The following is a 23,749-nucleotide window of genomic DNA, read 5'->3' as shown; positions in this document are numbered from 1 at the left end:
ATTGCAAAATAATTATAAATCCTAACTATAAAATGCTATTACTATGCGTTAATTATTACTTAGTAACCTATTGGACAATTAAAAAATGCGTATTGCTATTTTGTCGCGTAACCCAAGATTATATTCCACCAAACGATTAGTTGAAGCTGGTGAAGCTTTAGGCCACACAGTTGATGTTATTGATACTATGCATTGTTATATGGATATCACGAGTAGCAAACCTTCGGTACGTTACAAAGGTAAACCACTGCCACATTACGATGCTGTCATTCCGAGAATTGGAGCATCTGTTACTTTTTATGGTACCTCAGTGGTTCGCCAGTTTGAAATGATGGGTACTTATAGTATCAATGAATCAGTAGCCATTAGCCGCTCTAGAGACAAACTTCGTTCGTTACAGTTGTTATCTCGTAAAGGTATTGGTATGCCGCGCACTGGTTTTGCCAATCACCCTGATAATATTGGTGATTTAATTAAAAACGTGGGTGGTGCACCGGTTGTCATTAAGCTATTGGAAGGAACCCAAGGTATTGGTGTAGTGTTAGCTGATACACAAAAAACAGCCGAAGCGATAATTGAAGCCTTTATGGGCTTAGAGGCCAATATATTAGTACAAGAATATATTAAAGAAGCAGGCGGAGCTGATATTCGCTGTTTAGTGGTTGATGGTAAAGTCATTGCTGCCATGAAAAGACAAGGTGCAGAGGGCGAATTTAGATCAAACTTACACAGAGGCGGTTCTGCAAGCGTAGTACGCCTGTCTCCGGCGGAAAGAAAAACAGCAGTAGACGCTGCTAAAACTATGGGATTACGTATGTGTGGGGTAGACATACTACGTGCTACCCGAGGCCCGGTGGTAATGGAGGTAAACTCCTCGCCTGGTTTAGAGGGTATTGAAAAAGCTACAGGCAAAGACGTGGCTTCGATGATCATTCAATGTATAGCCAAAAATGCTAAACCACACAGTAATAAGACTAAAGGTAAAGGTTAATGGAACCTATGGTTATTGGTGAGATCACCATCAAAGCTGGTGAAAGTAAAAGAATAGAATTACCCATGCCTCCGCTCTACACAGACACCCATATGTCTATGCCTGTGCATGTGCAAAGAGGTAAAAAAGATGGCCCTACATTTTTTGTCAGTGCAGCTATTCATGGGGATGAGCTAAATGGTATTGAAATCATTAATCGGTTACTCAAAAGTCGCTCGATTAAATCTCTTAAAGGTACCTTAATCGCTGTACCAATAGTCAATACTTATGGAGTGCTTAACCAAAGTCGTTACTTACCCGATCGCCGAGACTTAAACCGAAGTTTTCCCGGCAGTAAAAAAGGTTCACTTGCAGGTAGATTAGCTCATTTGTTTATTAACGAAATAGTGACTAAATGCAACTACGGCATAGATTTACACACAGGGGCAATCCATAGAAGTAATTTACCCCAAGTACGAGCTAATCTAGATGATGAAGAAACCTTACATCTAGCCAAAGCCTTCGGTTTACCGGTTTTATTGAACGCAGACATAAGGCCAGGCTCATTACGAGAAGCTGCAGCAGATTTAGGTACCAAGGTATTACTATATGAAGCCGGTGAAGCACTTAGATACGATGAGTATTCCATACGAGCAGGGGTAAAAGGCATAGTTAATGTTATGCGCGAAATTGGCATGTTAACCAACCGTAAAGGTCAAGGCCATAAGATCAACCAATTTATTGCCCGTCAAAGTGGTTGGGTACGAGCTAATGATAGTGGTTTTGTATCCCATGTTGCTCAATTAGGCGATCATGTCAATAAAGGTGATGTGTTAGCCATTATTGCCGACCCTTATGGTTCTGAGCTGAATAAAGTGCTCAGCCCAGAAGAAGGGGTTATTATTGGTAAACAAAACATTCCTCTGACCCAAGAAGGTGAAGCTATGTATCATATTGCATACTTCAGAAAACCTGATTCGGTAGCGGAAAATCTTGGGTTATTACAAGATAACTTAGTTTTAAATGAACCTTCAATAGTGTATTAAAAATTATGCAAATAGATAACCAAAAACATCTTGTTGGCGCGTTAGAGTTATGTGATTTACCCGATTTAACTTTATCTGGTTTAGAAGCGCGTGTAGACACAGGTGCCACCACTTCGTCATTACATGTGGATAATATTCAAGAGTTTGAGCGAGACAATCAAACCTGGATCAGTTTTGACATTCATCCCGATGTACACGATGTCAATAAACTCGTCAGACGAGAAGCTATTCCCAAGAGTTTACGCAAAGTCAAAAGCTCTAACGGCACCTTTGAAAGACGTTACGTTATCGAAACGGATATTTTAATTGCCGACATGCAATGGCAAATTCAGCTGACTCTTACCGACCGCTCAAGTATGAAATATTTAATGTTATTAGGGCGAGAAACTATGGCAGGCCGTTTGGTAGTGGATCCAGAACATGAATTTTTATTAACTAAAAACTAAGGCTTTAAACAAAATGGTTGGCTTTACGAACCGTAATTTTTAAAACGGTTCGTCACCCGCCTAAAGCACTTTTTAATTTAACCAAAGCTGTCCTCACACTAAATTAAGCTAAACTTAATCTAAGCTTGTTGCCACAATAATCTGACTTGCTCAACATCTCGCTGCATAGCAGCAAAAACATCCGCACCATTACCTGCAATCTTTTTAGCGCCATGTTCAGCTCCACCTAAGTCGTATTCAAAATGCATAGATACTGGCAAATTGATATCTAGACTTTTAAGTATTGCAAAGTAACCTTTAAAATCTACCATTCCTTGGCCAATTGGCACATTTTTTAATTTCCATTTACTGTTCACCTTCTGCCATTTGTAGTCTTTTAACACTAGACTATTGATATTATTCCGCAGCATATTGAATGTCACCGGCCAAGATTGTGCTCCTTCAACCGAGGCATGGCGAATATCGTATTGACAGCCCATATATTCGGTATCTACATCCTCCAACATATGCCAAATATCCCACACTTGGGCACCTACAAATGAAACTCCAGCGTGATTTTGATAGGCACCTTTTATATTAGCTTGCTTGTTTATAACGGCTAACTCTTTAAGTTTTTGATTAAACTCTTTAAGCGCTTGTGGTGGCTTTGAATCTTGATTAAACCGGTAATAACCCATTCGATATACCTTAAATCCAAGCTGCCCCGCTGTGCTTATAACAGCTTTGCTATCTTGCTGATGGACATCGGTAATCGCTGTGGTCATCATATTTGGACTGAAGTTTGCTGATTTTAAGCCTTCAACTGCCCTGGATAGGTCTTCTGTTACTCGCTCAGGCAACACATGGCCTTTAGGCCGCACGGTTAGGTCAACACCGTCAAATCCAATATTAGCCGCAGCATCAGCCATGTCAGCGTAATTCAAAAACTGTAGATGTTTAGAAAAAACATTTAGATTCAACTGGCTATTGTTTGTTTGGGGAGTGTTAGCATAAATCGATTGGCTAGCTAATAATGCCCCCAAGGCTAGCGCGGTACTTGATTGAATAAATTCACGTCTTTGCATAAAACTACTCTCCACATCTTAATTAAACATGCTTTTTAAACTAGGCTTTTTTAACAGCTTTTTTAACAGCTTTTTTAACAGCTTTTTTACCAACTCTTTTAACAACACTTTTTTAATGACAAGTGACTGATATTGATTACTGCCTAATATAAGCAAACAAATCTCGTATCTGTTGGTGACTCAGATGCTCAATGATCCGCTCAGGCATAATAGAGCGACTTTGCACCTCTAAAGAGACTAAATCATCAAGCATAAAGGTAACAGCATCTTGGCCAACCGGCTTTAATATCAGTTGACTAGCGTTTCTATCTTGTACAAATCCCACTAGGGATTGACCATTTTTATGTTTTGCCTGATACAACACATAACCTTCACGAATTTCGGCATTAGGATCAACAATATTTAACACAAAACTGTTCACGTTATTTCTATCATAACCGGTTAAATCAGGGCCTAAATGACCGCCTTGACCAAATAATTGGTGACAAGCTCCGCAATACTGGTTGAACACAATTTTTCCGTCTGAGGCTATGCCCTTTCCAACGTCGAGCGCTTGTTTAATTTTGCTGATTTCTTGCGATTTCTCATCGGTATTTGTCACTCTTACTTCCGGCCATATTTGATCGACTTGGTGGGTCAAAGCCTGATCATTCAACAATTTAACTTTGCGAACAATATGATCTGGGATATCAGCTTTTTTAACTTGCCGAGTTTGATTTACCATAATTAGTAGAGCTTTAGCCCATTCAGCTCTGGTGGCGAATAGAGATAAAGCTGCGTCCTTAAGAAGTGGGTCGGCTCGAAGTTTATCGGGGTAATAAGACACCAACTTGCTACCCAATTCAGCGGAATTAAATTTGCCCAAAGCTTGCAAAGCTTCAAATCTTGCGCCCGTGGTTTCTGTCCCATCGATAACTAACTTTAATAAAATAGGGATGGCTTGCGTCTCTTGAATTTGGCCCATTAACTTAATATAAGACAAACGTTCTAAAGCTTGGCCTTTACCTTTGGCAATAATACTTAATGCCTCTTGTATTACAGTGGGATCTTTTTGTTTAATCCCATTCGATAACTTACCTTCACCAAACTTGTTTTGAAGTAATTGCATTTGCGAAACAAGCTGTTCTGGCAATAAATTTAGCTCAACAGATTGAATACTCTGTTGCAGGGCGGCCAGCATTATTTTTGAATCTTGATCTGAGGGAGATAAGGCTAATAATTCGGCACTGGTTTGGTAGTTAAGCATGCCCCCCGCTAAAGCATAACGCTGCATCAAACGAGTGATGAGCACATTTTTTACAATAGGTAATTGCCAAATATTTTGCTTACTAAATATCTTCAGTAGCGCTGTGCGATAAGCTACCGCTTTCGACTCCATTGCCCACCAAATTAGCATTTGATTTTCAATATCATGCTGACTTGCTGGATTGACAATTAGTTGGGCGATGATAGGTATTGCCAATTCACCACTTAAGCGCTTAGCACTGGACGCTAACTGCCCTATTACCTCAAGATGCCTCTCTTGACGAGCTAATTGCACGAGTTTATCAGCCACTATTTTTGAGGCTTGTTTATTATCTCCTACTAGCCTAACCGCCCATAAACGAACATATGGGTCTTTATGCTCCAGCGCTTCGATAACTAAATCATCAGATAAACCACCGGATAAATGAATAGCCCATAAGGCTTCTAAGGCATTTTGAGCATTATTTCCGCGAAATAAGGGTAATAGAGCATGAATAGCTTGTGCATCATTACGATCGCCAAACTGACGTAAGGCCTGTTGTCTAAACCATTTATTTTCACTTTTTAACGCTGTTGTTAATTCACTAATGCTATATTGACTAAAATCAAACTGGCCCTGTGGTTGGGATTGTTTACTGCGCAATCGATAAATACGCCCAGTATTTTTATTCCAAGTATCTCTAGGATCAACATGGGATAAACGACTGTCATACCAATCTGCTATATAAACCGCGCCGTCTGGCCCTGCTTTTATATCTACAGGCCGAAACCAATGGTCTTGACTACTTAATACCTTTGATTCATCTACTGCTTTAAAACTGGAACCTTGTTCCTCAAGTCGACTTATTTGCACAAAGTTAAGTAACGGATTTAATCCAAACAGTTGATCCTTGTATTGATTAGGTAAGGCATCACCTTGATATTTTATCCATGCATGGGTAAATCGTATACGTTTACCTTGCAGCGGAATTCCGGTTAAATAACCTAAAGCATAGGGGTTGGTTAAGGCACCATGTTTTCCCCAATTCTTTTTATAATAGCCCCCCTATTTATAGTAATAACCTCGTATCACTTCATTCGTGCCTGAGTAAAAACGACCTTTGTCATCTATTTCCACATAGAATGTATTGCCACCACCTTCTGCGTAAACTTCGAAAGTTTTAAGGGTAGGATGATATCGCCAAAAGGCTTGGCCTTTAAAATGTACATTTTTTGAATCAGCGGAATTAACCGTTGAAATAGTAGTACTCCCTTGAGCACCATATAACCAGCCATCAGGCCCCCACCTTAGACTATTAGCCACGGCATGAGTATCTTGCAGACCAAAGCCATCTAAGTGAACTTCTGGCTCTCCATCTGGCAAGCCATCGCCATCAGGATCAGGATACGCCACTAAATAGGGTGGAGTTAATACCCATATTTTTCCACGCCCTAGGGTAACGCTGGTAGCTATGTTTAAGCCCGTAATAGCATCAGTCGATTTATCAAATACACCATCACCGTTTGTGTCTTCAAAAATAGTAATTTTATCTGCACCTTTTAAGCCCTGACCTGGTGGTTTAGGTGTTTTATCAAATACAGCTCGATTATGGTGATCTATGTCCACCACCTTTACACCTTCTGGGTAGGGATACTGATTATATTGCACTACCCACATTCGGCCGCGGTGATCAAAGTTAATAAATACAGGTTGATTGACTTGAGGCTCCGATAACACTAGATCTAACGCCAGATCGTCAGGATAACTAAAGCCCTTTAATGTATCTTGAGCAGGTGTGGGTAAGGAATCGTCTGATTGAATTCCCCGACCAGAAAAACTATGCATGTACTGGGCAATTTTATTGTTGCCAGCTATTTCTGCAACCGAAATATTCTTCGCCACTCTATCTTGATTATCGACCGTTTTTTGGGTACTTGTTGTTGTGTGTTTTTGCACTGTGCAAGCCGCAGCATATATACAAAAGCAGAGTAAACCTAGAGTAAATATACGATAGTTTGTTTGTTGCATGATTAATTCACATCTTATTAGTGTTAAAGGTTTTAACCAAAAACTAACATACATTCATAAGATATGTTTTTAATTTTTTATATAAATAACATATTGCACATTTAAAATAACAAGATAATGAGAAAGAAAATTACTCAAGGGCAATTAATTAATTGTATTCGCAACATGCACTACTTGCTTAGCGAATAAACCTCCTTGTAATTGTTGTTTTAAAGCTTGTGTAACGGCATCGGCTTGAAACGCTATGGGCACAATAGCTGGTGCTTTAATACTGCCATCATTGACACTATTCATTAATAAATTTCCCATAAAACTCATATGCTGTTGAGCACATAGACTGTGTGTCAACCATGCACCACTTAGGGATACGATATTAATCACTGGGGCTTTATGAAAAAGTAACTCAGGAGGTAATTCAGGCAAGCCATTTAAACAAGCTATTTTACCGCAAAAACGCAATAACTCTATATTTCGGATAGTATTGTCGCCACCTACGCTGTCGATTACAGCATCAAACTCACTATGACCTAAGGCCATTTTAAACTTATTCAGTAACTTTTTATCTTTGTGCTCAAAACACTCGTCAGCCCCAAGTTTCTTTAAATAGCTATGAGTACTTTTTGCTGCTGTAGTAAAAACAATGGCTCCACGCTGTTTGGCGAACTGAATAGCAAACTGACCTACTGCTCCTGCCCCAGCTTCCACTAAGAGGTTGTCACCTTCTTTTATTTGTAACTTATCTAAAGCAAATAAGGCTGCCATGCCGGCGCAAGGCAAAGCGGCTGCAGTTTCAGCCGACAAGCCATCTGGTAATTTTGACACAGCAAAATTCGGTACTGCCACATACTCTGCTAACATGCCTTGTTGTTGAATATTGGCATGCCACATCACTTGATCACCAATATTAGGGCTCACACCGACGGGGGCATCCACCACAGTACCCACAGCATCTAAGCCTAAAATGTGTGGATATTGCCAATCAGCAAAGCCTTGTTTGGCTAATTTTGCATCGATCGGGTTAAGGCCAACAAATTCAACACGGATCAATAACTCACTATCTTGCCTTTTGGGCGTAGCGATAGATTGTTTCAGCAAAACAAACTCTTCTTGTGCTTTGGCTAATGTGATCGCTTGCATTGTGTCGGCTAGGTTACCCATAACTACTTACCTTTTTTTACTTCTAGATAAAAATACGTCAATTATTACTGTACTAACGTTCGACTCCAACCGCCACTAAACGCTTTATAAGTGGAAATTTTAGCCAACATAAAGGCTATTTTTGCATCAACTGATGCTTGTTGTGCCACTAACGCATCTTGCCTAGCTGACAACAAATCTAAGAAAGGCATTTGCCCTTCTTCGTACATAGCCTTAGCTTGCATATGTGCCTGCTGAGCATGGTATAACCTTTTGTCTGCAAATTCATGCAAGGTTTTTGATTGCTTCATGTTAACTAAAGCCGCTTGTGAGCTGGCGATAACACTGATAATAGTATTTTCATAATCAGCAAATACAGCTTGGTTTAAAGAGCGTTGCGCTTTGGCTTGAGCTTTAAGTGCAGGCCAACTTAAAATTGACCAATTCAGCTGAGGTGTAACTGACCAAGCATCATCATTACTCGATAACTTGCCACCAATTGGATTAAGTAAACCTGCAAAGCCTGATATTGAAATATCTGGATACAAGGCAGCTTCTGCTGCATCTGCAAGCGCGCTTTGCTGGATTAATTGATACCTTGCGATACTAATTTCTGGGCGAAAACTCAGGGCCTTTTCAGGTTGCATTAAGGCTACAGGTTGGGTCAAATTTTGACTAATCAGTTCCGCTTCAAAGCTTAGCTCTATTTGCTCAGGCGTTTGCCCTAATAATACAGCTAATGCCGCCTTATTTTGAAACAAGGCTGTTTCAACTTGGGGTAATAAAGCTTTTTGTTGATTTAACTGAGCATAAGTCCGATTTAAATCCAGTTTAGACGCAACCCCTTCATCAACCCTCGCTTGCAATACATCTATACTTGAAGTGATTGCAGCAATTTGCTGATTAATGATCTGTAACTTTAATTGATTACCTTGCCATTCGAAAAAGCTTTGAGTGACACCGCTGACCACTTCCGCCGCCAGCTGATGTTTTTGTTCTTGAGCCTGCAAACTACTGGCTTGTGCCGCGTTAATTAATGCCGAAATTCGTCCAAATAAATCAAGTTGCCAATTAATGGCAGCTCCTAAGCTGGCACTATTTTGAATATTCCCAGACACAGACTCACGACTTGCTTCAGTTTGTAAACCACCTTGTGGCCAATATTGTGCTTCTTCATATCCCAGCTGTTGAATTGCCGCTTGAAAACGCAATTGAGCAGCGGCTAAATTGCGGTTAGTCTGCAAAGCCTGTGCAACAAACCCATCTAGCTGAGTACTCGAATAACTTGTCCACCATTGATTATTAGCAGCACTATCAGTTAGCTCAGATGCAAATGTTTGCTCAGCAAAAAATGTATTTTTAGCTAAACGATTGTCTGTTGAATGCTGATTGCTTGCGCAACCAGCCAAAGTTAAAGCCAAGGCGATTGCTGAAACTGTGCTTTTCATTGAAAAGTTCGTCATTGAATCGCTCATAATTGAAAAGTTAATCTTTGATAAATTCAACTTACCCATGCGTTTGCTCCTTATGTGCGACTTCTATTTGGTCAGCTTGGTTTTCGCTAGTTGCCTTTGAGTCTATGTCTTTGACCTTTGTTTCCTTGGCCACTAAGGCATAAAACACTGGGGTAAATAATAAACCAAACAATGTCACCCCTATCATGCCTGAGAATACTGCCACACCCATTGCTTGACGCATTTCAGCACCTGCACCCGAAGCTAGCACTAGAGGAACCACACCAGCAGTAAAGGCTATCGACGTCATCAATATAGGACGTAAACGTGTGCGACCTGCTTGAATAATCGCATCTAAACGACTTAATCCTGCATCTTGTTCTTCTTTGGCAAATTCAACCATTAATATGGCATTTTTACAGGCCAAAGCGACCAGTACAATGAGTGCAATTTGGGTGAATATATTGTTATCCCCTCCAATTAACCACACCCCAAATAAAGCCGAAAATATAGTCATAGGCACAATTAAGATAATAGCCAATGGTAAGCGTAAACTTTCGTATTGTGCAGCCAAGACCATAAATACCAAGAGCACAACGAGTGGAAAGATATACACCATAGTATTACCCGCAATGATTTGCTGATAGGTCACTTCGGTCCATTCGTAATCAATACCATCAGGTAAATTACTGGCTAAAACTTGCTCAATGGCTTGTTGTGCTTGGTCTGAACTATAACCCATAGCTGGGCTACCGTTTAATTCAGCACTTGGATAGCCGTTATAATGCATCACCCGATCTGGCCCTCTAGTTGGCGTGGCACTTAACACTGCTCCTAACGGCACCATGTCGCCATTTGCATTACGCACCTTTAAATTTAAGATCTGTTTGGCATCTAATCTATATTCGGCATCTGCTTGGGCATTCACTTGATAAGTTCGGCCAAACATATTGAAATCATTCACATACACTGAGCCTAAATAAATTTGTAAAGTATCAAAGACTTGGCTTAAAGATATTCCCTGTAACATGGCTTGTTCGCGATCGATATCAATATCCATTTGTGGTACTTGGATCCGAAAACTAGAGAATAAACCCATTAACTCTGGACGTTGATTCGCTTCTTTTATCACGGTTTGTAAAGAGTTAAATAAAGTTTCAAACCCTTGATTTGCTCTATCTTCAAGTTGTAATTTAAAGCCCCCGGTTGTGCCTAAACCTAAAATTGGTGGTGGCGGGAAAACCGCAACAAAAGCTTCATCAATCACCGAAAAACGTTTATTCAATTCACCAGCAATAGCTGCCGCCGACAAGTGTGGACCTTGGCGCTCTGAAAAGTCTTTGAGCGGTGTAAAAATTACCGCGCTGTTCGGACTATTGGTAAACCCATTTACAGACAAACCAGGAAACCCAACGATATTTGCCACACCAGGCACCTGTAATGCGATTTCAGACATTTGCTTCACTACGTCTTCTGTTCTATCTAAGCTAGAAGCATCAGGCAATTGAGCAATAGACACTAAATATTGTTTGTCTTGAGCCGGAATAAATCCACCAGGCACCGCATTAAATAAACCTGCAGTTGTACCTAACAAAGCAAAGTAAACAACACTGACAATGATGCTAAATCGGATTAATTTTTTAATTGAATTTTGATAAGCCAGTGACCCTTTTTCGAATAAACGGTTAAAAGGTTTAAACAAAAATCGGCCAAATATAGAGTTTAAAACTCGTGTTAAAAAGTCGGGTTTGGCACCATGGGGTTTTAACAATATTGCTGATAAAGCCGGCGACAAGGTTAAAGAGTTGAATGCCGATATGACAGTAGAAATAGTAATAGTTAAAGCAAACTGTTTATAAAACTGCCCGGTTAATCCAGTAATAAACGCAGTAGGAATAAATACAGCTAATAGCACTAAAGCAATAGCAATAATTGGCCCAGTTACTTCTGTCATAGCAACCTTAGTCGCTTCATATGGAGACAAACCTTTTTCAATATTTCGCTCAACGTTTTCCACCACAACTATGGCATCATCCACCACTATACCTATGGCCAACACTAACCCAAATAAGGATAAGGTGTTAATACTCACGCCTAACCACTGCATGACCGCAAAAGTACCAATTAACGAAACAGGCACTGCAATTAACGGGATAATAGACGCGCGCCAAGTTTGTAAAAACACAATCACCACTATTACCACTAGAGCAATGGCTTCGAGCAAGGTAGCGATAACCGCTTCGATAGAGCCGCGCACAAATACAGTTGGATCATAAACTATGTCGTAAGCTACATCGGCAGGGAAAGATTTTGATAAACTTTCCATAGTCGCGCGAACTTGGTCTGATAATTCTATGGCGTTGGAACCTGGACGTTGAAAGACCGGCATGGCCACCGCATCTTGGCCATTTAATAATGAGCGTAACGCATAATTATCTTGGCCAATTTCTACTCTAGCAATATCTTCAAGACGGGTGATTGCACCGTCAGCAGTGACTTTAATAATCACTTTTTCAAATTCTTCTATGCTACTTAAACGACCTTTCACGTTTAGTAACACTTGGAATTGTGCTGCTTGTGACGAAGGTTGAGCCCCCAAAGAGCCAGCCGCTACTTGTTGGTTTTGTTCCCGTAATGAGTTTACTACATCTGAAGCAGTTAATTGACGGGCGGCTAACGCATCCGGATTCAACCAAACTCGCATAGAATATTTACCACCACCAAACACACGTACTTCACCCACACCGCCAATACGGGCAATTTGGTCTTTTACGTATAAGTCAGCGTAATTTGATAAATAATCGGTTTCTCTACTTTTATCTGGTGAGAATAAGTGCACCACCATAGTTAAGTTAGGCGACGCTTTTTTAGCTACCACCCCTAAACGCTGTACTTCTTGAGGTAGGCGCGGTACCGCACTGTTTACTCGATTTTGTACTCGTACTTGCGCTTCATCTAAGTCAGTTCCTAGTGCAAAAGTCACTGTTAATGTCATTCTGCCATCACTGGTGGCTTGTGAAGACATATACAACATGTTTTCAACACCGTTGATTTCTTGCTCTAGTGGCGTGGCAACGGTTTCAGAAATAACTTTTGGGTTGGCGCCTGGGTAATTTGCAGTCACGACTACAGTAGGAGGCACCACTTCTGGATATTCACTGATCGGCAATTGAAACAAGGAAATTGCGCCACCAATTAATATAACCAATGATAATACGGCAGCAAATATGGGCCGTTTTATAAAAAAATGCGAAAAGTTCATAAACCGCTCTTATTGCTTAGCTGTTAATAAAGGTTGATCCACCTGCGCACCTAAGGTGAGTGCTACGGTATCGATATTTAACTGGGTATTACGTGGGGCGATTGGCATTCCCGGTCCTACTCTAGCAGGGCCATTAACGGCTATGGTATCGCTTGCTTGTAACCCTGATGTGATGGCACGAAACTCACCATACCGGTCACCTAAAGTAATTAAACGATATTGCAGAGTATTTTGCTCATCCACCACTAACACAAAACTATTTTTTAAATCTGTGCCTATGGCTCTTTCAGGAATTAACACTTGTTGCTTAGCTTCTTGACTAGCAATACGAATACGGGCAAATGCGCCACTTCGTAATTTATTTTCAATATCATCAAAGGTGGCACGAACACGTAATGTTCCCGTAGAGGTATTGATTTGATTATCAATAAAATCTACACGTCCTTGATGAGCATATTTATCTGCACCAACTAACTGCATAACAACGGGCAGATTATTGCTGACTTGAACCTGCTCAAAATGGCGATTCCAAGTACGTTCATCAATATCAAAATACGCATACATTTTTTGATCAGAGACGATAGTCGTTAAGGTGCTTTGATTAGCGTTGACTGTATTGCCTTTGGTGATCTCTGCGCGCGAGATCACGCCATCGATTGGTGCAGTAATTTTACTGAACTCTAAATTTAATTGTGCAACCACTAGTTGCGCTTTTAACCCTTCAATTTGTGCTTTGCTCTTTTTAACAGTAGTCGCTCTTGATTCGGCTTCTTCAGAAGAAATAGCATCACGTTTACGTAATCGCACAGCTCGGGCCGCTTCACTTTGCGCCTGTTTGTGCTCTGCATAAGCACTCATAACTTGTGCTTGCAGGCGTTCAACTTCAGCCACAAATGGGCGAGGATCTAAGCTAAATAAGAGGTCACCTTGTTTAACTTTTTGTCCTTCAACAAACTCAATTGTATCTACAACACCTGAAACACGTGGTTTAAGCGCAACTTGTTGTGGTGCCTCTAATCGTGTGGTGTAAGTAAACCAAGTTTGCACAGGTTTATACACCACTTGGGCAACATCAATAGGGGTTAAAGGTTTTTGAACGGGTGCTTTAGCTTGTTCTGCCGTATCACTACAAGCCACCAAGGTGGTTATTAGTGCACCTAAGATAAAAGTTTTACTGTAATTGTTGAATAACATGAATATATCCCTGCAAATTTAATTGGGGCGATAATAAAGGTAATTAATGAGAAGAAATACCCACAAATTTACAATTTATTAGTGCTAAAATGGCACCAATAAATTTTAGAAGAGTAATATTGTGGATACAACTAGCCGTTTGATGATGTTTCTAGATGTAGTGGAACTCGGTAATTTTGCTAAAGTTGCCGAAATACGCAATATTGATCGTTCTGTTGTTTCTAAACAAATCAATAGATTAGAGGAAGAACTAGGTGTAAGGCTTTTAAATCGCTCAACCCGCACCTTCTCTTTGACTGCAGCCGGTGCAGAAATGATAAAAAAAGCGACCGAACTTCGATTTTTATTAGGTGAGACATTACAAGTCGCCGAAAATTATCATACTGAGCCCAAAGGATTACTCAAAATTACTAGTTCATCCATTATTGCTAGGCGCTATTTACAACCTGTTATAAATGATTTTCAACAAAGATTTCCTCAAGTAGAAGTAGAATTACGTTCTGAAGATCGCATGGTGGATATAGTGGGTGAAGGGTTTGATTTGGCGTTTCGCGTAGGTGAACCTAAGGTATCTAACTTAATTTCACGTCCCATTGCCAGAAACCGATTGGTGATACTGGCGACACCTAGCTTTATTCGCACCTATGGTGAACCTAACACTATAGAAGAATTAGCCAAATTACCCGCAGCCTGTTATTCAAGCAACACCTTACGGGTAAATGAAATTACCTATATAAATAATGATGGGAAAGAAGTACAAGTGCCTATGACCACTGCGTATCGAGCGAATGATGGTGATCTGTTGATGTTAAAAATACTAACCGGCAACGCGTATTTTGTATCCCCTGCATTTTTAGTCGCAGATGAGGTAAAACAAGGCTTATTAACCCCTATTTTAACCCACATTAAACTGCCAGAATTTAGGCATCTATATGCCATTTACCCACATAGGGATTTACCCGTTAGAACTCGACTATTTTTTGACGCTGTTCGAGAATATATAGGTAAGGGCGTTCCAATTTGGGAAAATAATATCCCTAATTTTGAATCCATGTATCAGTAAAAAATAATTGTTGGAGTGTTTTATGTCCTTTACATTTATTCCACTATTTGATGGATTTTACCATTGGCATAATCAGCCAAATAAAGTTCACCTTGAATGTCTAAACCAAACGCTGACACATTGATATCTGTATCAATTTCAAGTTTATTATCGGTAAATTCAGGATACTTAGCTGACCAGATTTTACCTGTAATAAAATCCGCATAGATATAACGGCTGGCTAAACTTTTAATATGTCCTTTAGTATAAACTTTTCCTCCAGTAATGGACTGACCTTGATCTCGTCCATAGGTGATTTTTGGGGCTTCGTACTGACTTTTATCACAAGATTGTTTTTTATCTTTAAAACATTCATTGCCTTCCATTACTTTCCAACCATAGTTTTTACCTTTGGTGATCACATTTACTTCTTCTAACTTATTTTGCCCCACATCGGCTAAAATTAATGTTTCTTCATGAAATGTAAATCGCCACGGGTTTCTAATACCGTAAGCCCATATTTCATCTTTAGCTTCACTATTATTAATGAAAGGATTAGTTGCTGGAATTAAATAAGGAATATTGTCTGCTGCATCAATATCAACACGTAACACAGTGCCTAATAAAGTTTTTAAATTTTGACCATGGCCTTTGGGATCGCCACCAGAGCCGCCATCTCCCATGCCGATATAAAGAAAACCATCTGGTCCGAAGGCTATTTGTCCTGCATCATGATTTTTATATGGTTGTTCTACTTCTAAAATGACTTTTTCATTGCTAAGCGAAGGGGCACCTTGTAGGTTATTTAAAGTAAAGCGCGAAATCCGTGTTCTCCGTTCACCTTCTTTCGGATTATAATTAACAAAAATAAATTGATTCTGCTGAAAGTTTGGATGGAGCGTAATACCTAATAATCCTAGCTCACTATCAGTTAATACCTCGAAGTTATGCACGTCTTTTTGCGATTTCTTAGTTAAATCAACCAAAACCAAACGCCCCGTTTTTTCAGCCACTAATAATTGTTGCTCTGATAGAAATAACAAATCCGTTGGTTGCTCTAATTCACTTACCACTTCTTTTAATTGGAACGAATAGACAAAGACTGGCAGGCAAACTAATAACACTAAGATAATAAATTTTTTCATTTGGGTATTCGCTATTGGTTATGAACATGCCTACTTAATAGTATTTTCTACAAAAAGACAAGCCGTATTGTTAACAATTTAACAAATACAAAAAATTCGTAACTCAACTACGAATTATTCAGAAACTTATTTGCATAACTAGAAGTTATTAAGCCTATTCGTCATTTGGGGTGCTTTGCAACTCTTTATCTAAGCTTTGTGCCGATTCTTTTGCTTGAATTGCATATCTTTCTAAAGCTAAATCTTGTTCCGATTCAGGTTTCCAGCTTGGCACTTCTACTGGATAACCCGCTTCATCACTGGCCACAAAGGCCATAATACAATGGCCTGTTTCAACCATAGCGTTTTGTTTAGGGTCGGTTGCCAAAACAGTAATATAAATATGCATACTGGTTCTGCCAGTGTGCACAATTTTGGCCCTAAGATTAACCATTTGCCCCACTAGAATTGGACGCTTAAATCGAATTCCCCCAATTGAAACTGTCACACAGTATCTGCCACTCCATTGGGCAGCGCAGGCATAGCCCACTTGATCCATCCATTTCATAACAATTCCGCCATGAACTTTTCCACCAAAGTTTACATCTGTGGGTTCAGCTAAAAACCTAAAGTTGAGTGCGCGGCGCTGTGCAATATCCATAGTAGGATCCTGTTAACTTAGAGAGTGTTATGTTTGGAATTATCATTTAAAATCATCTAATTGTCAGCAACTGTTAAGCAGAGTAAGTAAACTTTGTCGTTTCAATATCAACAATTGGTTATCAATCGAGTTTTAGAATGTATTCATACAGCTTCTAAACAACTTAATAAAGCTTTTCAACCTCCTAAAATTTCCTTTAACCAAAGAGGAAAAATAGCTGGCTGCGCAAGGCTACAAACCAACGAATTACGTTTTAATCCTGTGTTATTAAAAGACAATCATCAATTATTTTTAGATGAAGTGGTACCCCATGAGGTCTGCCATTTAATTGCATTTTCTATGTTTGGGAAAGTACGACCTCATGGCAAAGAATGGAAAAGTTTAATGAAAGTACTGTTTGACTTAGATGGGCAAACTTATCACAAAATGGATGTTAAAAAGGTTGCCGGTAAACAATTTGTTTATCAATGTGAATGTGGCCCAGTAGAGCTTAGTATTCGTCGGCACAACAAAGTAAAACGAGGCGAACAACAATATACTTGTCGACGATGTCAATCGATTTTAACTCAAACAAACATTTCAAATAAATAATACTTTTAATTGCTACTTTGAGTTGTGGTGCTGGCAACGACTATGCTTGCAGCAACGGCCTGTTGAGCTTGAGCTGCGACTTGGTCAGCGATGGCTGCAGCATTTTGACTTTCACTGGCCATAATGCAAGCGCCATAACCATACCCACTTAAGCCATTTTCCCATTTAATTTCACCAGTTTTAGAATCAACGCAAAATAAATGACCGCCTGAGTAGGCATATATAAAACCATCATCATAAAAAACATTGGTAACAGCGCTAGAAGACTTGAGCTTGGTCGACCAAATAATATTCCCGGTCTTTTTATCAATACAAACCGCTTTACCATCAATTCCTAAATATAACTTGTCCATATTGATTTCTATCCTTTTAATCCCTTCCCTTACGTTAAAACCACGTTTTGGTAAAAGCTTTATCTAGTTCATCAAATGCAGTTTTAAGTAATCGTGCTAATTCTTTATAATTTGGTTTGGCTTTAGGGCTTTGTAATGCACAACCTTGCAATTGCATTTTATGGTGAATATCTAAATACCATGAATTAAGCGTTGGAGGTAAAAATTGATTGGACCTATGACCTAGCCAGATTAAGCCTTGTAAAGGTAAAGACAAAAAGAACGCACCAATGGCTAATGCCTGAGGTAATATTTCATAACCTTTCAGGTTTATCATTAAGGCTACAGATAATACAGCAAAGGCTGGCATGACTTTAATAGACAGTTTAGTCGCCGTGATCACACGACCTTCAGGAAACATACTAAAAAGTTGCCTTTGCATCGGCCAGGTTTGCATATATTGCTGACCGTCTTTTACCATAGATGTAATTGTATCTGCCAATTGACTTCTCCTAAAAGCTACACCTGCATTCTAACTGCTAAAATCGATTTGCGCTAACACCAAATACAAATACCATTGAAAACCGGTTTTATAGACATATATAAATTATTCAAGCTAATTCTATTAAGTTTTTCTCAAATCATTGAAAGTAAAAGACTTGCCCACATGTCTAGCCCATACGATAATCAAATCGCCGAATGTTAGGTGATTATTAAGTGAATTTTTGGAGAATGAAATGTCTGAAGCAAGACACGTAAAGTTACTTATTTTAGGTTCTGGACCAGCGGGATATGCTGCAGCCGTGTACGCTGCTCGGGCAAACTTAAATCCAGTATTGTTGACTGGTATTCAGCAAGGTGGCCAACTTACCACTACAACCGAAGTTGAAAACTGGCCAGGCGATCCTGAAGGGTTAACAGGGCCAGATTTAATGGTACGTATGCAAAAACATGCCGAAAAGTTTGATACTGAAATTATTTTTGATCACATCAATAAAACTGATTTATCTAAACGCCCATTTACTTTAACCGGTGATCAAGGCACTTATACTTGTGACTCTTTAATTATTTGTACTGGCGCATCGGCTAAATACTTAGGTATGGAGTCAGAAACAGCCTTCATGGGTAAGGGTGTATCAGCTTGTGCCACTTGTGATGGATTTTTCTATCGCAATCAAAAAGTAGCGGTTGTGGGTGGTGGTAATACTGCCGTTGAAGAAGCTTTATATTTGTCTAATATCGCCTCAGAAGTTCACGTAATACATAGACGCGATTCATTCAGAAGTGAAAAAATACTGGCAGACCGTTTAATGGACAAAGCTAAAAATGGTAATGTGATTTTACATTTTGATCGTCAACTTGATGAAGTATTAGGTGACGATATGGGCGTTACCGGTATTCGAATTAAAGATACCAAATCTGATGCGACGGAAGAAATAGACTTGATGGGTTTATTTATTGCTATTGGTCATCAACCTAACACTTCTATCTTTGAAGGTGAGTTAGAGATGAAAGATGGTTATATCAAAGTGCAAAGTGGTACCGAAGGCAACGCTACTCAAACTAGCGTAGAAGGTGTTTTTGCTGCTGGTGATGTAAGTGATCATATTTACCGTCAAGCCATCACATCTGCTGGTACTGGTTGTATGGCAGCGTTAGATGCTGAAAAATATTTAGACGCTCAAGAGTAACCAATACATCTAAGTATACCGATTTAAAAGGGGATGAAGTAAGTGCTTCATCCCTTTTTTAGTTAAAACTTAAATCAAGCTGTAAAACAAATTAATTGCCAAATCGTCTTGGATATAGTTCCTTATTCAGTGACTTAGCCGCTTCTACCATCTCAGTGTAAGGCGTATCTGTCACGGATATAAAACCAATATTGTAATTTTCTCCATCGTACGCCCTGCCCGTTAAAGGCCCATCAGCATATTGAAAATAATGAGCGCCAATAAAGTTAGGATGGTCGATAGCCGAATATAAATAATCTTTAAACATTTTAGCTCGATCATTTTGGTCAGAGGCTATCACTATCCCAGAATGAAACATGCCTCTGTCCATTGCGCCCATATGAAACTCACCAATTATGGCTGGCATATCTAAATCAATTAAAAACTCCCATTGCTTAGGAATAAGCCCCTCTTTATAGGCGTTAAAACTAATCACATCGACATGTTTGGCTGAGGCTTTAACCGCTTCCATAGGCATTCCCCATACTGGAAATCTAGCACCAAGATACAAATGATTAGGCATATATTTCTTAACTGCTTGGTTAATCGTACTGAAATATTTTTCTGAATATGCAAATAACATGGCCGAATAATCTGCTTCTTGAGCATCATTAACTAGACTTGAATCGATTCCTTTTTCAAACGCTTGCCAACTAGTAATACTTTTATCCCAAGCTAGATTAAGGTTTTCGATGGTTAAATATTTAGTTTTCATCATCTGGGTAAAGTGGGCTTTGGTTGGCACTTCTTTACCATCACGAGTTAATGTGTTGATCACTATACCGTAAATACTATTTTTGCTTTCAGAGCGACCAAAACTTTTTTCGTTGTCAATAAATATACCGACACACCAAGGGCTGTTATTCACTTCAGTAGCTACTCTGCGCGCTGTTTTGTCTGCGCTTTGGGCAAAAATAGGGTCAAACACATCTGGCATTGCTCCCCAAAAATCTTGGCCACTGGATACAGTTTTATAATTACCTCTGATCCAGCCATTAGCAAAATATGGGATTTTATTGTTGCTGTATAATTTTGGAGATGTCCAATTTCCTAAGGAAGTGAATCCCCAATCAAGCATACGATCGACTGTCACATCCAACCATTCTTGCTCGTAGTTTTGGCCATATTTTCTTTCTAGGTTGGCACGTTGGAAATTAAAAGTTTCACCCTTTCTTAATGCGCCTGAATGATTATTGCCTATATAGCCAAAGTGTTTTGCTAATGGATCATTCTCCTCTGGCAACCATTCAAACATATTGGCTCGACTATCAAGTGCCACATGTCGCCCTTTGCGGGTTTGAGGATCAGATAAATCAAAGCCTGTCATTGTAGCGGCATCACCTAATCTAATTATATCTAGTCCTGTGGCGAAATAAGGGTAGCCTTGAGGGTCAATAAAGGACCATTTACCATTAACCTTGCCTGTAGTGAAAAAACCCGTTCCCTTTTGTTTAGGACCTTTAGCCCAACCACTAAATAGACTAAATTGTGAAGACAGTTCACCAGTTAAAGCATTGAGCTCTTGTTGCTTATTTTTATTCAACTCTTCAAGTGAGTGCACTTTACCTGGATAGTCTTGTTTTGCGTTTTGACCAAACTGATCAACTATGTCCTTCAAAAATGCTTCATTTTGCTTTGGATTGTGACGTAATCTTATGTTGTCGATAGTGATTTCTTTATCAAATAAAGCATATTGCACACTCAATTCAATTTTAGTTATGGCTGAAACATCTAGATTTTTTTTACCCCATAAAGAGATAAACTGAACCTCATCAGACTCCCATGTCACAGGGTTATTCCTGAGTCCTGACAAAAAGTTTAACTCTATGTCTCCCCTTCCCTCTGGCGTGGCAAGATCATGCCCAGCTAGTTTTGCATAGTATGTTTTTGTAGGCCCAATAGGAATACTCACACTTCGAGTATAATTAGCACCAGTTTTATCTGTTATATCTAAAAATAACTGCACTGAATGTTGTCCTTGGTTGCTAATATCAAAGGCGATATTAAAATCTGTATACCGATTCCAGTCATAAGGCGTTTGAGGTTTTAAAGCTAACGAAGAGTGAAGATTATCTTTAGATAAAAACTTAACCTTGAGGGCTTGATTACCCCTGTTTACAATTTTACTTGTTTGGACAAATTCTGCCTGTGCTGCGGTAAAAGAGACATCAGCTTGTAATTCTTCACTTTCAAAGTCTTGTAATACAAGGATCGATTCTTGGATTGAAGTTGGCGAAGTAAGTAGGCTTTGCTCTTTTTTATGACTGCACGACAAGGTCAATAATAGGGTAATCAATAATAGTAGTTTCACTTAATCTATCTCTTAAATTTGGGGAAATATTAAAAACAGTTCTATATATGCCAATGTAATGGGTTACATCATATTTCCATGCACACTACCAATATTGTAGACAATTTACAATAAGGTTTGTAATCACAATAAAAACAATAGTGACAACTAAACAACTTGAGGCGCAATTTTTTTGGTATTAGACTTGGCCTCACTTATCCTAAACTGAATTTATATGCTCACCCTTACCCAACTTAATGAAGAATTAACCTTTCCTGAGTGCCATACAGCAATAGTAGAACCGAATGGTTTATTAGCGTTTGGTGGGGACTTAAGTTGTGCAAGATTAAAATTAGCCTATGCTAATGGCATTTTTCCTTGGTTCAGCCAAGGTGAGCCCATATTATGGTGGTCGCCAGATCCAAGAGGCATCATTCGAATAGATCATTATAAAGCCAGTAAAAGTTTACGTAAGTTCTCTCGAAATTGTGGTTTAAAAATTTCAGTGAATTTGGCCTTTAACCAAGTTATCGATGCCTGCGCCTCTATTCCACGCAATGATTCAGGCACTTGGATTACAGATGAAATGATCCAAGCTTATAAAAATCTGCACCTAGAGGGTCATGCTCATTCAATTGAAATATGGGATGAAGACCAGTTAGTTGGGGGCTTATACGGTGTGGTGTCCGGAAAGGTCTTTTGTGGAGAATCCATGTTTCATAAAGTGGCAAATAGCTCTAAATTAGCCTTTTGGCATTTAATAGAGATAGTCAAATCATCAGGGGCTACTTTTATTGACTGCCAAATGCAAAATCCACACTTAGCCAGTTTAGGTTGTATAGAAGTGTCTAGAGAATATTTTTTAGAACAATTAGCAATACAGCAACAATCAACTTTTGCTAATCACTTGTGGCAACCGAGATACTTACAGGCACTAAAATAAAAATGAGTATGAAATTTGGCTTAACCCAAGCTTTTCCATGTAGTTATTTAACCGATCAACAAGAACAGTTATTAGTCTTAATGCCAGACTTAGCGCCAACTGCTGAACATTATGATTATTTAATTGGGGCAGGATTTAGACGTAGCGGATTACAAATTTATCGACCTCATTGCCAAGCCTGCAAAGCCTGTGAAGCGATAAGGTTACCTGTTAACCAATTTGCGTTATCCAAAAGTCAAAAACGGATTTTGAATCGAAATAAAGATCTCATTATTAAAGTTAGTGAACAAGACAAACCAGAGTACTATCCTTTATACGAATCTTACATTAATCAAAGACATGCTGATGGCAGTATGTATCCTGCCAGTCGGCAACAGTATGATGGTTTTATTCTAAGTCCGTGGGACAACGCTTTATTTATTGAGTTTTATGCTGAAACTGAATTAATTGGGGTAGCAGTCACAGACAATCTACCTAAATCACTGTCCGCCTTATACACATTTTTTAAACCCACTGAAGGTAAAAGATCACTCGGTACCTACGCCATTTTGCAACAAATTGACTTGGCAAAGTCGATGAACAAAGCATTTTTGTATCTCGGTTATCAAATTGATGCTTGTGCAAAAATGAACTATAAACAGAATTTTTTACCCCATGAGCGCTTTTTTAACGAAAAATGGCAACTAATTGCAAAAAAAGTAGGGTAAAGCTTTACACTCGCCTGCTTATTGGGCAAAATCTGCGCGGCATTTTTAGACACTTATTTTATTGATTAGAGGTAGCAGAGTTAGATGGCGAAAGAAGATTGTATTGAAATGGAAGGCACTGTGTTGGATACCCTTCCAAATACTATGTTTCGTGTTGAATTAGAAAATGGTCACGTTGTTACCGCACATATTTCAGGTAAAATGCGTAAGAACTATATTCGTATTTTGACAGGTGACAAGGTTACAGTTGAAATGACCCCTTATGACCTAACGAAAGGTCGCATCATCTACCGTGCAAGATAATAGTTAAATTGTTTTTGCGCGATAAATATTCGCAGCGAAGCATTGGTAAATATTCCAATTAACAAGCAATAAAGCATAAATTAAAAAGCCGATATCATTTGATATCGGCTTTTTTGTCGGTAGTGTCTCATCCTGAAATACGTTGACATAAAGAGGACTTCTTTATGGAAACATCAAGCAATAAAAGCGTCAGACGTTCA

Annotated in this window: 21 protein-coding genes; 9 read left to right on the top strand and 12 right to left on the bottom strand. The window is 39.2% G+C overall.

Annotated features, from left to right (window positions below; all coding sequences use genetic code 11):
• Positions 1 to 85 precede the first annotated feature (85 nt).
• Genes rimK through L0668_RS18270 form a run of 3 tightly spaced genes read left to right on the top strand, consistent with a single transcriptional unit; the run spans position 86 to position 2,462 of the window.
• A complete protein-coding gene (gene rimK, locus L0668_RS18280; protein WP_235314173.1) occupies positions 86 to 991 on the top strand; it encodes a 30S ribosomal protein S6--L-glutamate ligase in 906 nt (301 codons plus the stop codon).
• Complete coding sequence (locus L0668_RS18275) at positions 991 to 2,016, top strand: succinylglutamate desuccinylase/aspartoacylase family protein (protein ID WP_235314172.1); 1,026 nt, start codon at positions 991 to 993, stop codon at positions 2,014 to 2,016. The genes rimK and L0668_RS18275 overlap by 1 nt, the downstream gene beginning before the upstream one ends.
• A gap of 5 nt (positions 2,017 to 2,021) precedes the next feature.
• Positions 2,022 to 2,462: an ATP-dependent zinc protease family protein gene (locus L0668_RS18270; RefSeq protein ID WP_235314171.1), complete on the top strand. Its 441-nt coding sequence runs from the start codon at positions 2,022 to 2,024 to the stop codon at positions 2,460 to 2,462.
• A 119-nt stretch (positions 2,463 to 2,581) separates the two neighbouring features.
• Here the strand turns inward: L0668_RS18270 and L0668_RS18265 are convergent, their stop codons facing one another.
• From L0668_RS18265 to L0668_RS18235, 7 genes are all read right to left on the bottom strand, one after another.
• Complete coding sequence (locus L0668_RS18265) at positions 2,582 to 3,526, bottom strand: sugar phosphate isomerase/epimerase family protein (protein WP_235314170.1); 945 nt, start codon at positions 3,524 to 3,526, stop codon at positions 2,582 to 2,584.
• A 136-nt stretch (positions 3,527 to 3,662) separates the two neighbouring features.
• The gene (locus L0668_RS20955; protein WP_441295209.1) at positions 3,663 to 5,699 is read right to left on the bottom strand and encodes a DUF7133 domain-containing protein; all 2,037 of its coding nucleotides are present in this window, start codon (positions 5,697 to 5,699) and stop codon (positions 3,663 to 3,665) included.
• 117 nt (positions 5,700 to 5,816) lie between these two features.
• Positions 5,817 to 6,779: a DUF7133 domain-containing protein gene (locus L0668_RS18255; protein WP_235314168.1), complete on the bottom strand. Its 963-nt coding sequence runs from the start codon at positions 6,777 to 6,779 to the stop codon at positions 5,817 to 5,819.
• Positions 6,780 to 6,923: 144 nt separating this feature from the next.
• A complete protein-coding gene (locus L0668_RS18250) occupies positions 6,924 to 7,937 on the bottom strand; it encodes a zinc-binding dehydrogenase (RefSeq protein ID WP_235314167.1) in 1,014 nt (337 codons plus the stop codon).
• Positions 7,938 to 7,981: 44 nt separating this feature from the next.
• Complete coding sequence (locus tag L0668_RS18245; protein WP_235314166.1) at positions 7,982 to 9,430, bottom strand: TolC family protein; 1,449 nt, start codon at positions 9,428 to 9,430, stop codon at positions 7,982 to 7,984.
• Positions 9,423 to 12,632 (bottom strand): efflux RND transporter permease subunit, encoded by a 3,210-nt coding sequence (locus tag L0668_RS18240; protein ID WP_235314165.1) that lies wholly within the window; start codon positions 12,630 to 12,632, stop codon positions 9,423 to 9,425. Before L0668_RS18240 ends, L0668_RS18245 begins: the two co-directional genes overlap by 8 nt.
• A 9-nt stretch (positions 12,633 to 12,641) precedes the next feature.
• Positions 12,642 to 13,826: an efflux RND transporter periplasmic adaptor subunit gene (locus tag L0668_RS18235; protein ID WP_235314164.1), complete on the bottom strand. Its 1,185-nt coding sequence runs from the start codon at positions 13,824 to 13,826 to the stop codon at positions 12,642 to 12,644.
• A gap of 121 nt (positions 13,827 to 13,947) precedes the next feature.
• On the opposite strand from L0668_RS18235, the gene L0668_RS18230 reads away from it, so the two are divergent.
• On the top strand, positions 13,948 to 14,889 hold the full coding sequence (locus L0668_RS18230) for a LysR family transcriptional regulator (RefSeq protein ID WP_235314163.1): 942 nt from the start codon (positions 13,948 to 13,950) through the stop codon (positions 14,887 to 14,889).
• A 35-nt stretch (positions 14,890 to 14,924) separates the two neighbouring features.
• On the opposite strand, the gene L0668_RS18225 is transcribed toward L0668_RS18230, so the two are convergent.
• Both L0668_RS18225 and L0668_RS18220 read right to left on the bottom strand, forming a co-directional pair.
• Positions 14,925 to 16,013 carry a PQQ-dependent sugar dehydrogenase gene (locus tag L0668_RS18225; protein ID WP_235314162.1) on the bottom strand — a complete coding sequence of 363 codons (1,089 nt, stop codon included), beginning with the start codon at positions 16,011 to 16,013 and terminating at the stop codon, positions 14,925 to 14,927.
• Positions 16,014 to 16,167: 154 nt separating this feature from the next.
• On the bottom strand, positions 16,168 to 16,653 hold the full coding sequence (locus tag L0668_RS18220) for an acyl-CoA thioesterase (RefSeq protein WP_235314161.1): 486 nt from the start codon (positions 16,651 to 16,653) through the stop codon (positions 16,168 to 16,170).
• Positions 16,654 to 16,746: 93 nt separating this feature from the next.
• Here L0668_RS18220 and L0668_RS18215 point away from each other — a divergent pair, with 93 nt between their 5' ends.
• On the top strand, positions 16,747 to 17,244 hold the full coding sequence (locus L0668_RS18215) for a SprT family zinc-dependent metalloprotease (RefSeq protein ID WP_235314160.1): 498 nt from the start codon (positions 16,747 to 16,749) through the stop codon (positions 17,242 to 17,244).
• A gap of 5 nt (positions 17,245 to 17,249) precedes the next feature.
• Here L0668_RS18215 and L0668_RS18210 read toward each other — a convergent pair whose 3' ends face one another.
• Together L0668_RS18210 and yfbV are read right to left on the bottom strand one after the other, a co-directional pair.
• Positions 17,250 to 17,597: an outer membrane protein assembly factor BamB family protein gene (locus tag L0668_RS18210; protein ID WP_235314159.1), complete on the bottom strand. Its 348-nt coding sequence runs from the start codon at positions 17,595 to 17,597 to the stop codon at positions 17,250 to 17,252.
• A 34-nt stretch (positions 17,598 to 17,631) separates the two neighbouring features.
• Positions 17,632 to 18,078: a terminus macrodomain insulation protein YfbV gene (yfbV, locus tag L0668_RS18205; RefSeq protein ID WP_235314158.1), complete on the bottom strand. Its 447-nt coding sequence runs from the start codon at positions 18,076 to 18,078 to the stop codon at positions 17,632 to 17,634.
• A gap of 235 nt (positions 18,079 to 18,313) precedes the next feature.
• Between yfbV and trxB the strand changes: the two genes are divergently transcribed.
• Complete coding sequence (gene trxB / locus L0668_RS18200) at positions 18,314 to 19,267, top strand: thioredoxin-disulfide reductase (protein WP_235314157.1); 954 nt, start codon at positions 18,314 to 18,316, stop codon at positions 19,265 to 19,267.
• Between the two features lie 91 nt (positions 19,268 to 19,358).
• Here the strand turns inward: trxB and L0668_RS18195 are convergent, their stop codons facing one another.
• Complete coding sequence (locus L0668_RS18195; protein ID WP_235314156.1) at positions 19,359 to 21,617, bottom strand: beta-galactosidase; 2,259 nt, start codon at positions 21,615 to 21,617, stop codon at positions 19,359 to 19,361.
• Positions 21,618 to 21,831: 214 nt separating this feature from the next.
• On the opposite strand from L0668_RS18195, the gene aat reads away from it, so the two are divergent.
• The 3 genes from aat (at position 21,832) to infA (ending at position 23,549) form a co-directional block, all read left to right on the top strand.
• Entirely contained in the window at positions 21,832 to 22,539 is a 708-nt protein-coding gene (aat, locus tag L0668_RS18190; RefSeq protein ID WP_235314155.1) for a leucyl/phenylalanyl-tRNA--protein transferase, read from the top strand.
• Between the two features lie 8 nt (positions 22,540 to 22,547).
• Positions 22,548 to 23,246, top strand: coding sequence for an arginyltransferase (locus L0668_RS18185; RefSeq protein ID WP_235314241.1), 699 nt, complete (start codon positions 22,548 to 22,550; stop codon positions 23,244 to 23,246).
• Between the two features lie 84 nt (positions 23,247 to 23,330).
• Entirely contained in the window at positions 23,331 to 23,549 is a 219-nt protein-coding gene (gene infA, locus L0668_RS18180; RefSeq protein ID WP_008844395.1) for a translation initiation factor IF-1, read from the top strand.
• Positions 23,550 to 23,749: the final 200 nt, after the last annotated feature.

The organism is Paraglaciecola algarum (assembly GCF_021532655.1).
GTDB lineage: Bacteria > Pseudomonadota > Gammaproteobacteria > Enterobacterales > Alteromonadaceae > Paraglaciecola > Paraglaciecola algarum.
Note: the sequence above shows the minus strand (reverse complement) of the source record. Positions and strands in the feature narration are given on the sequence as shown.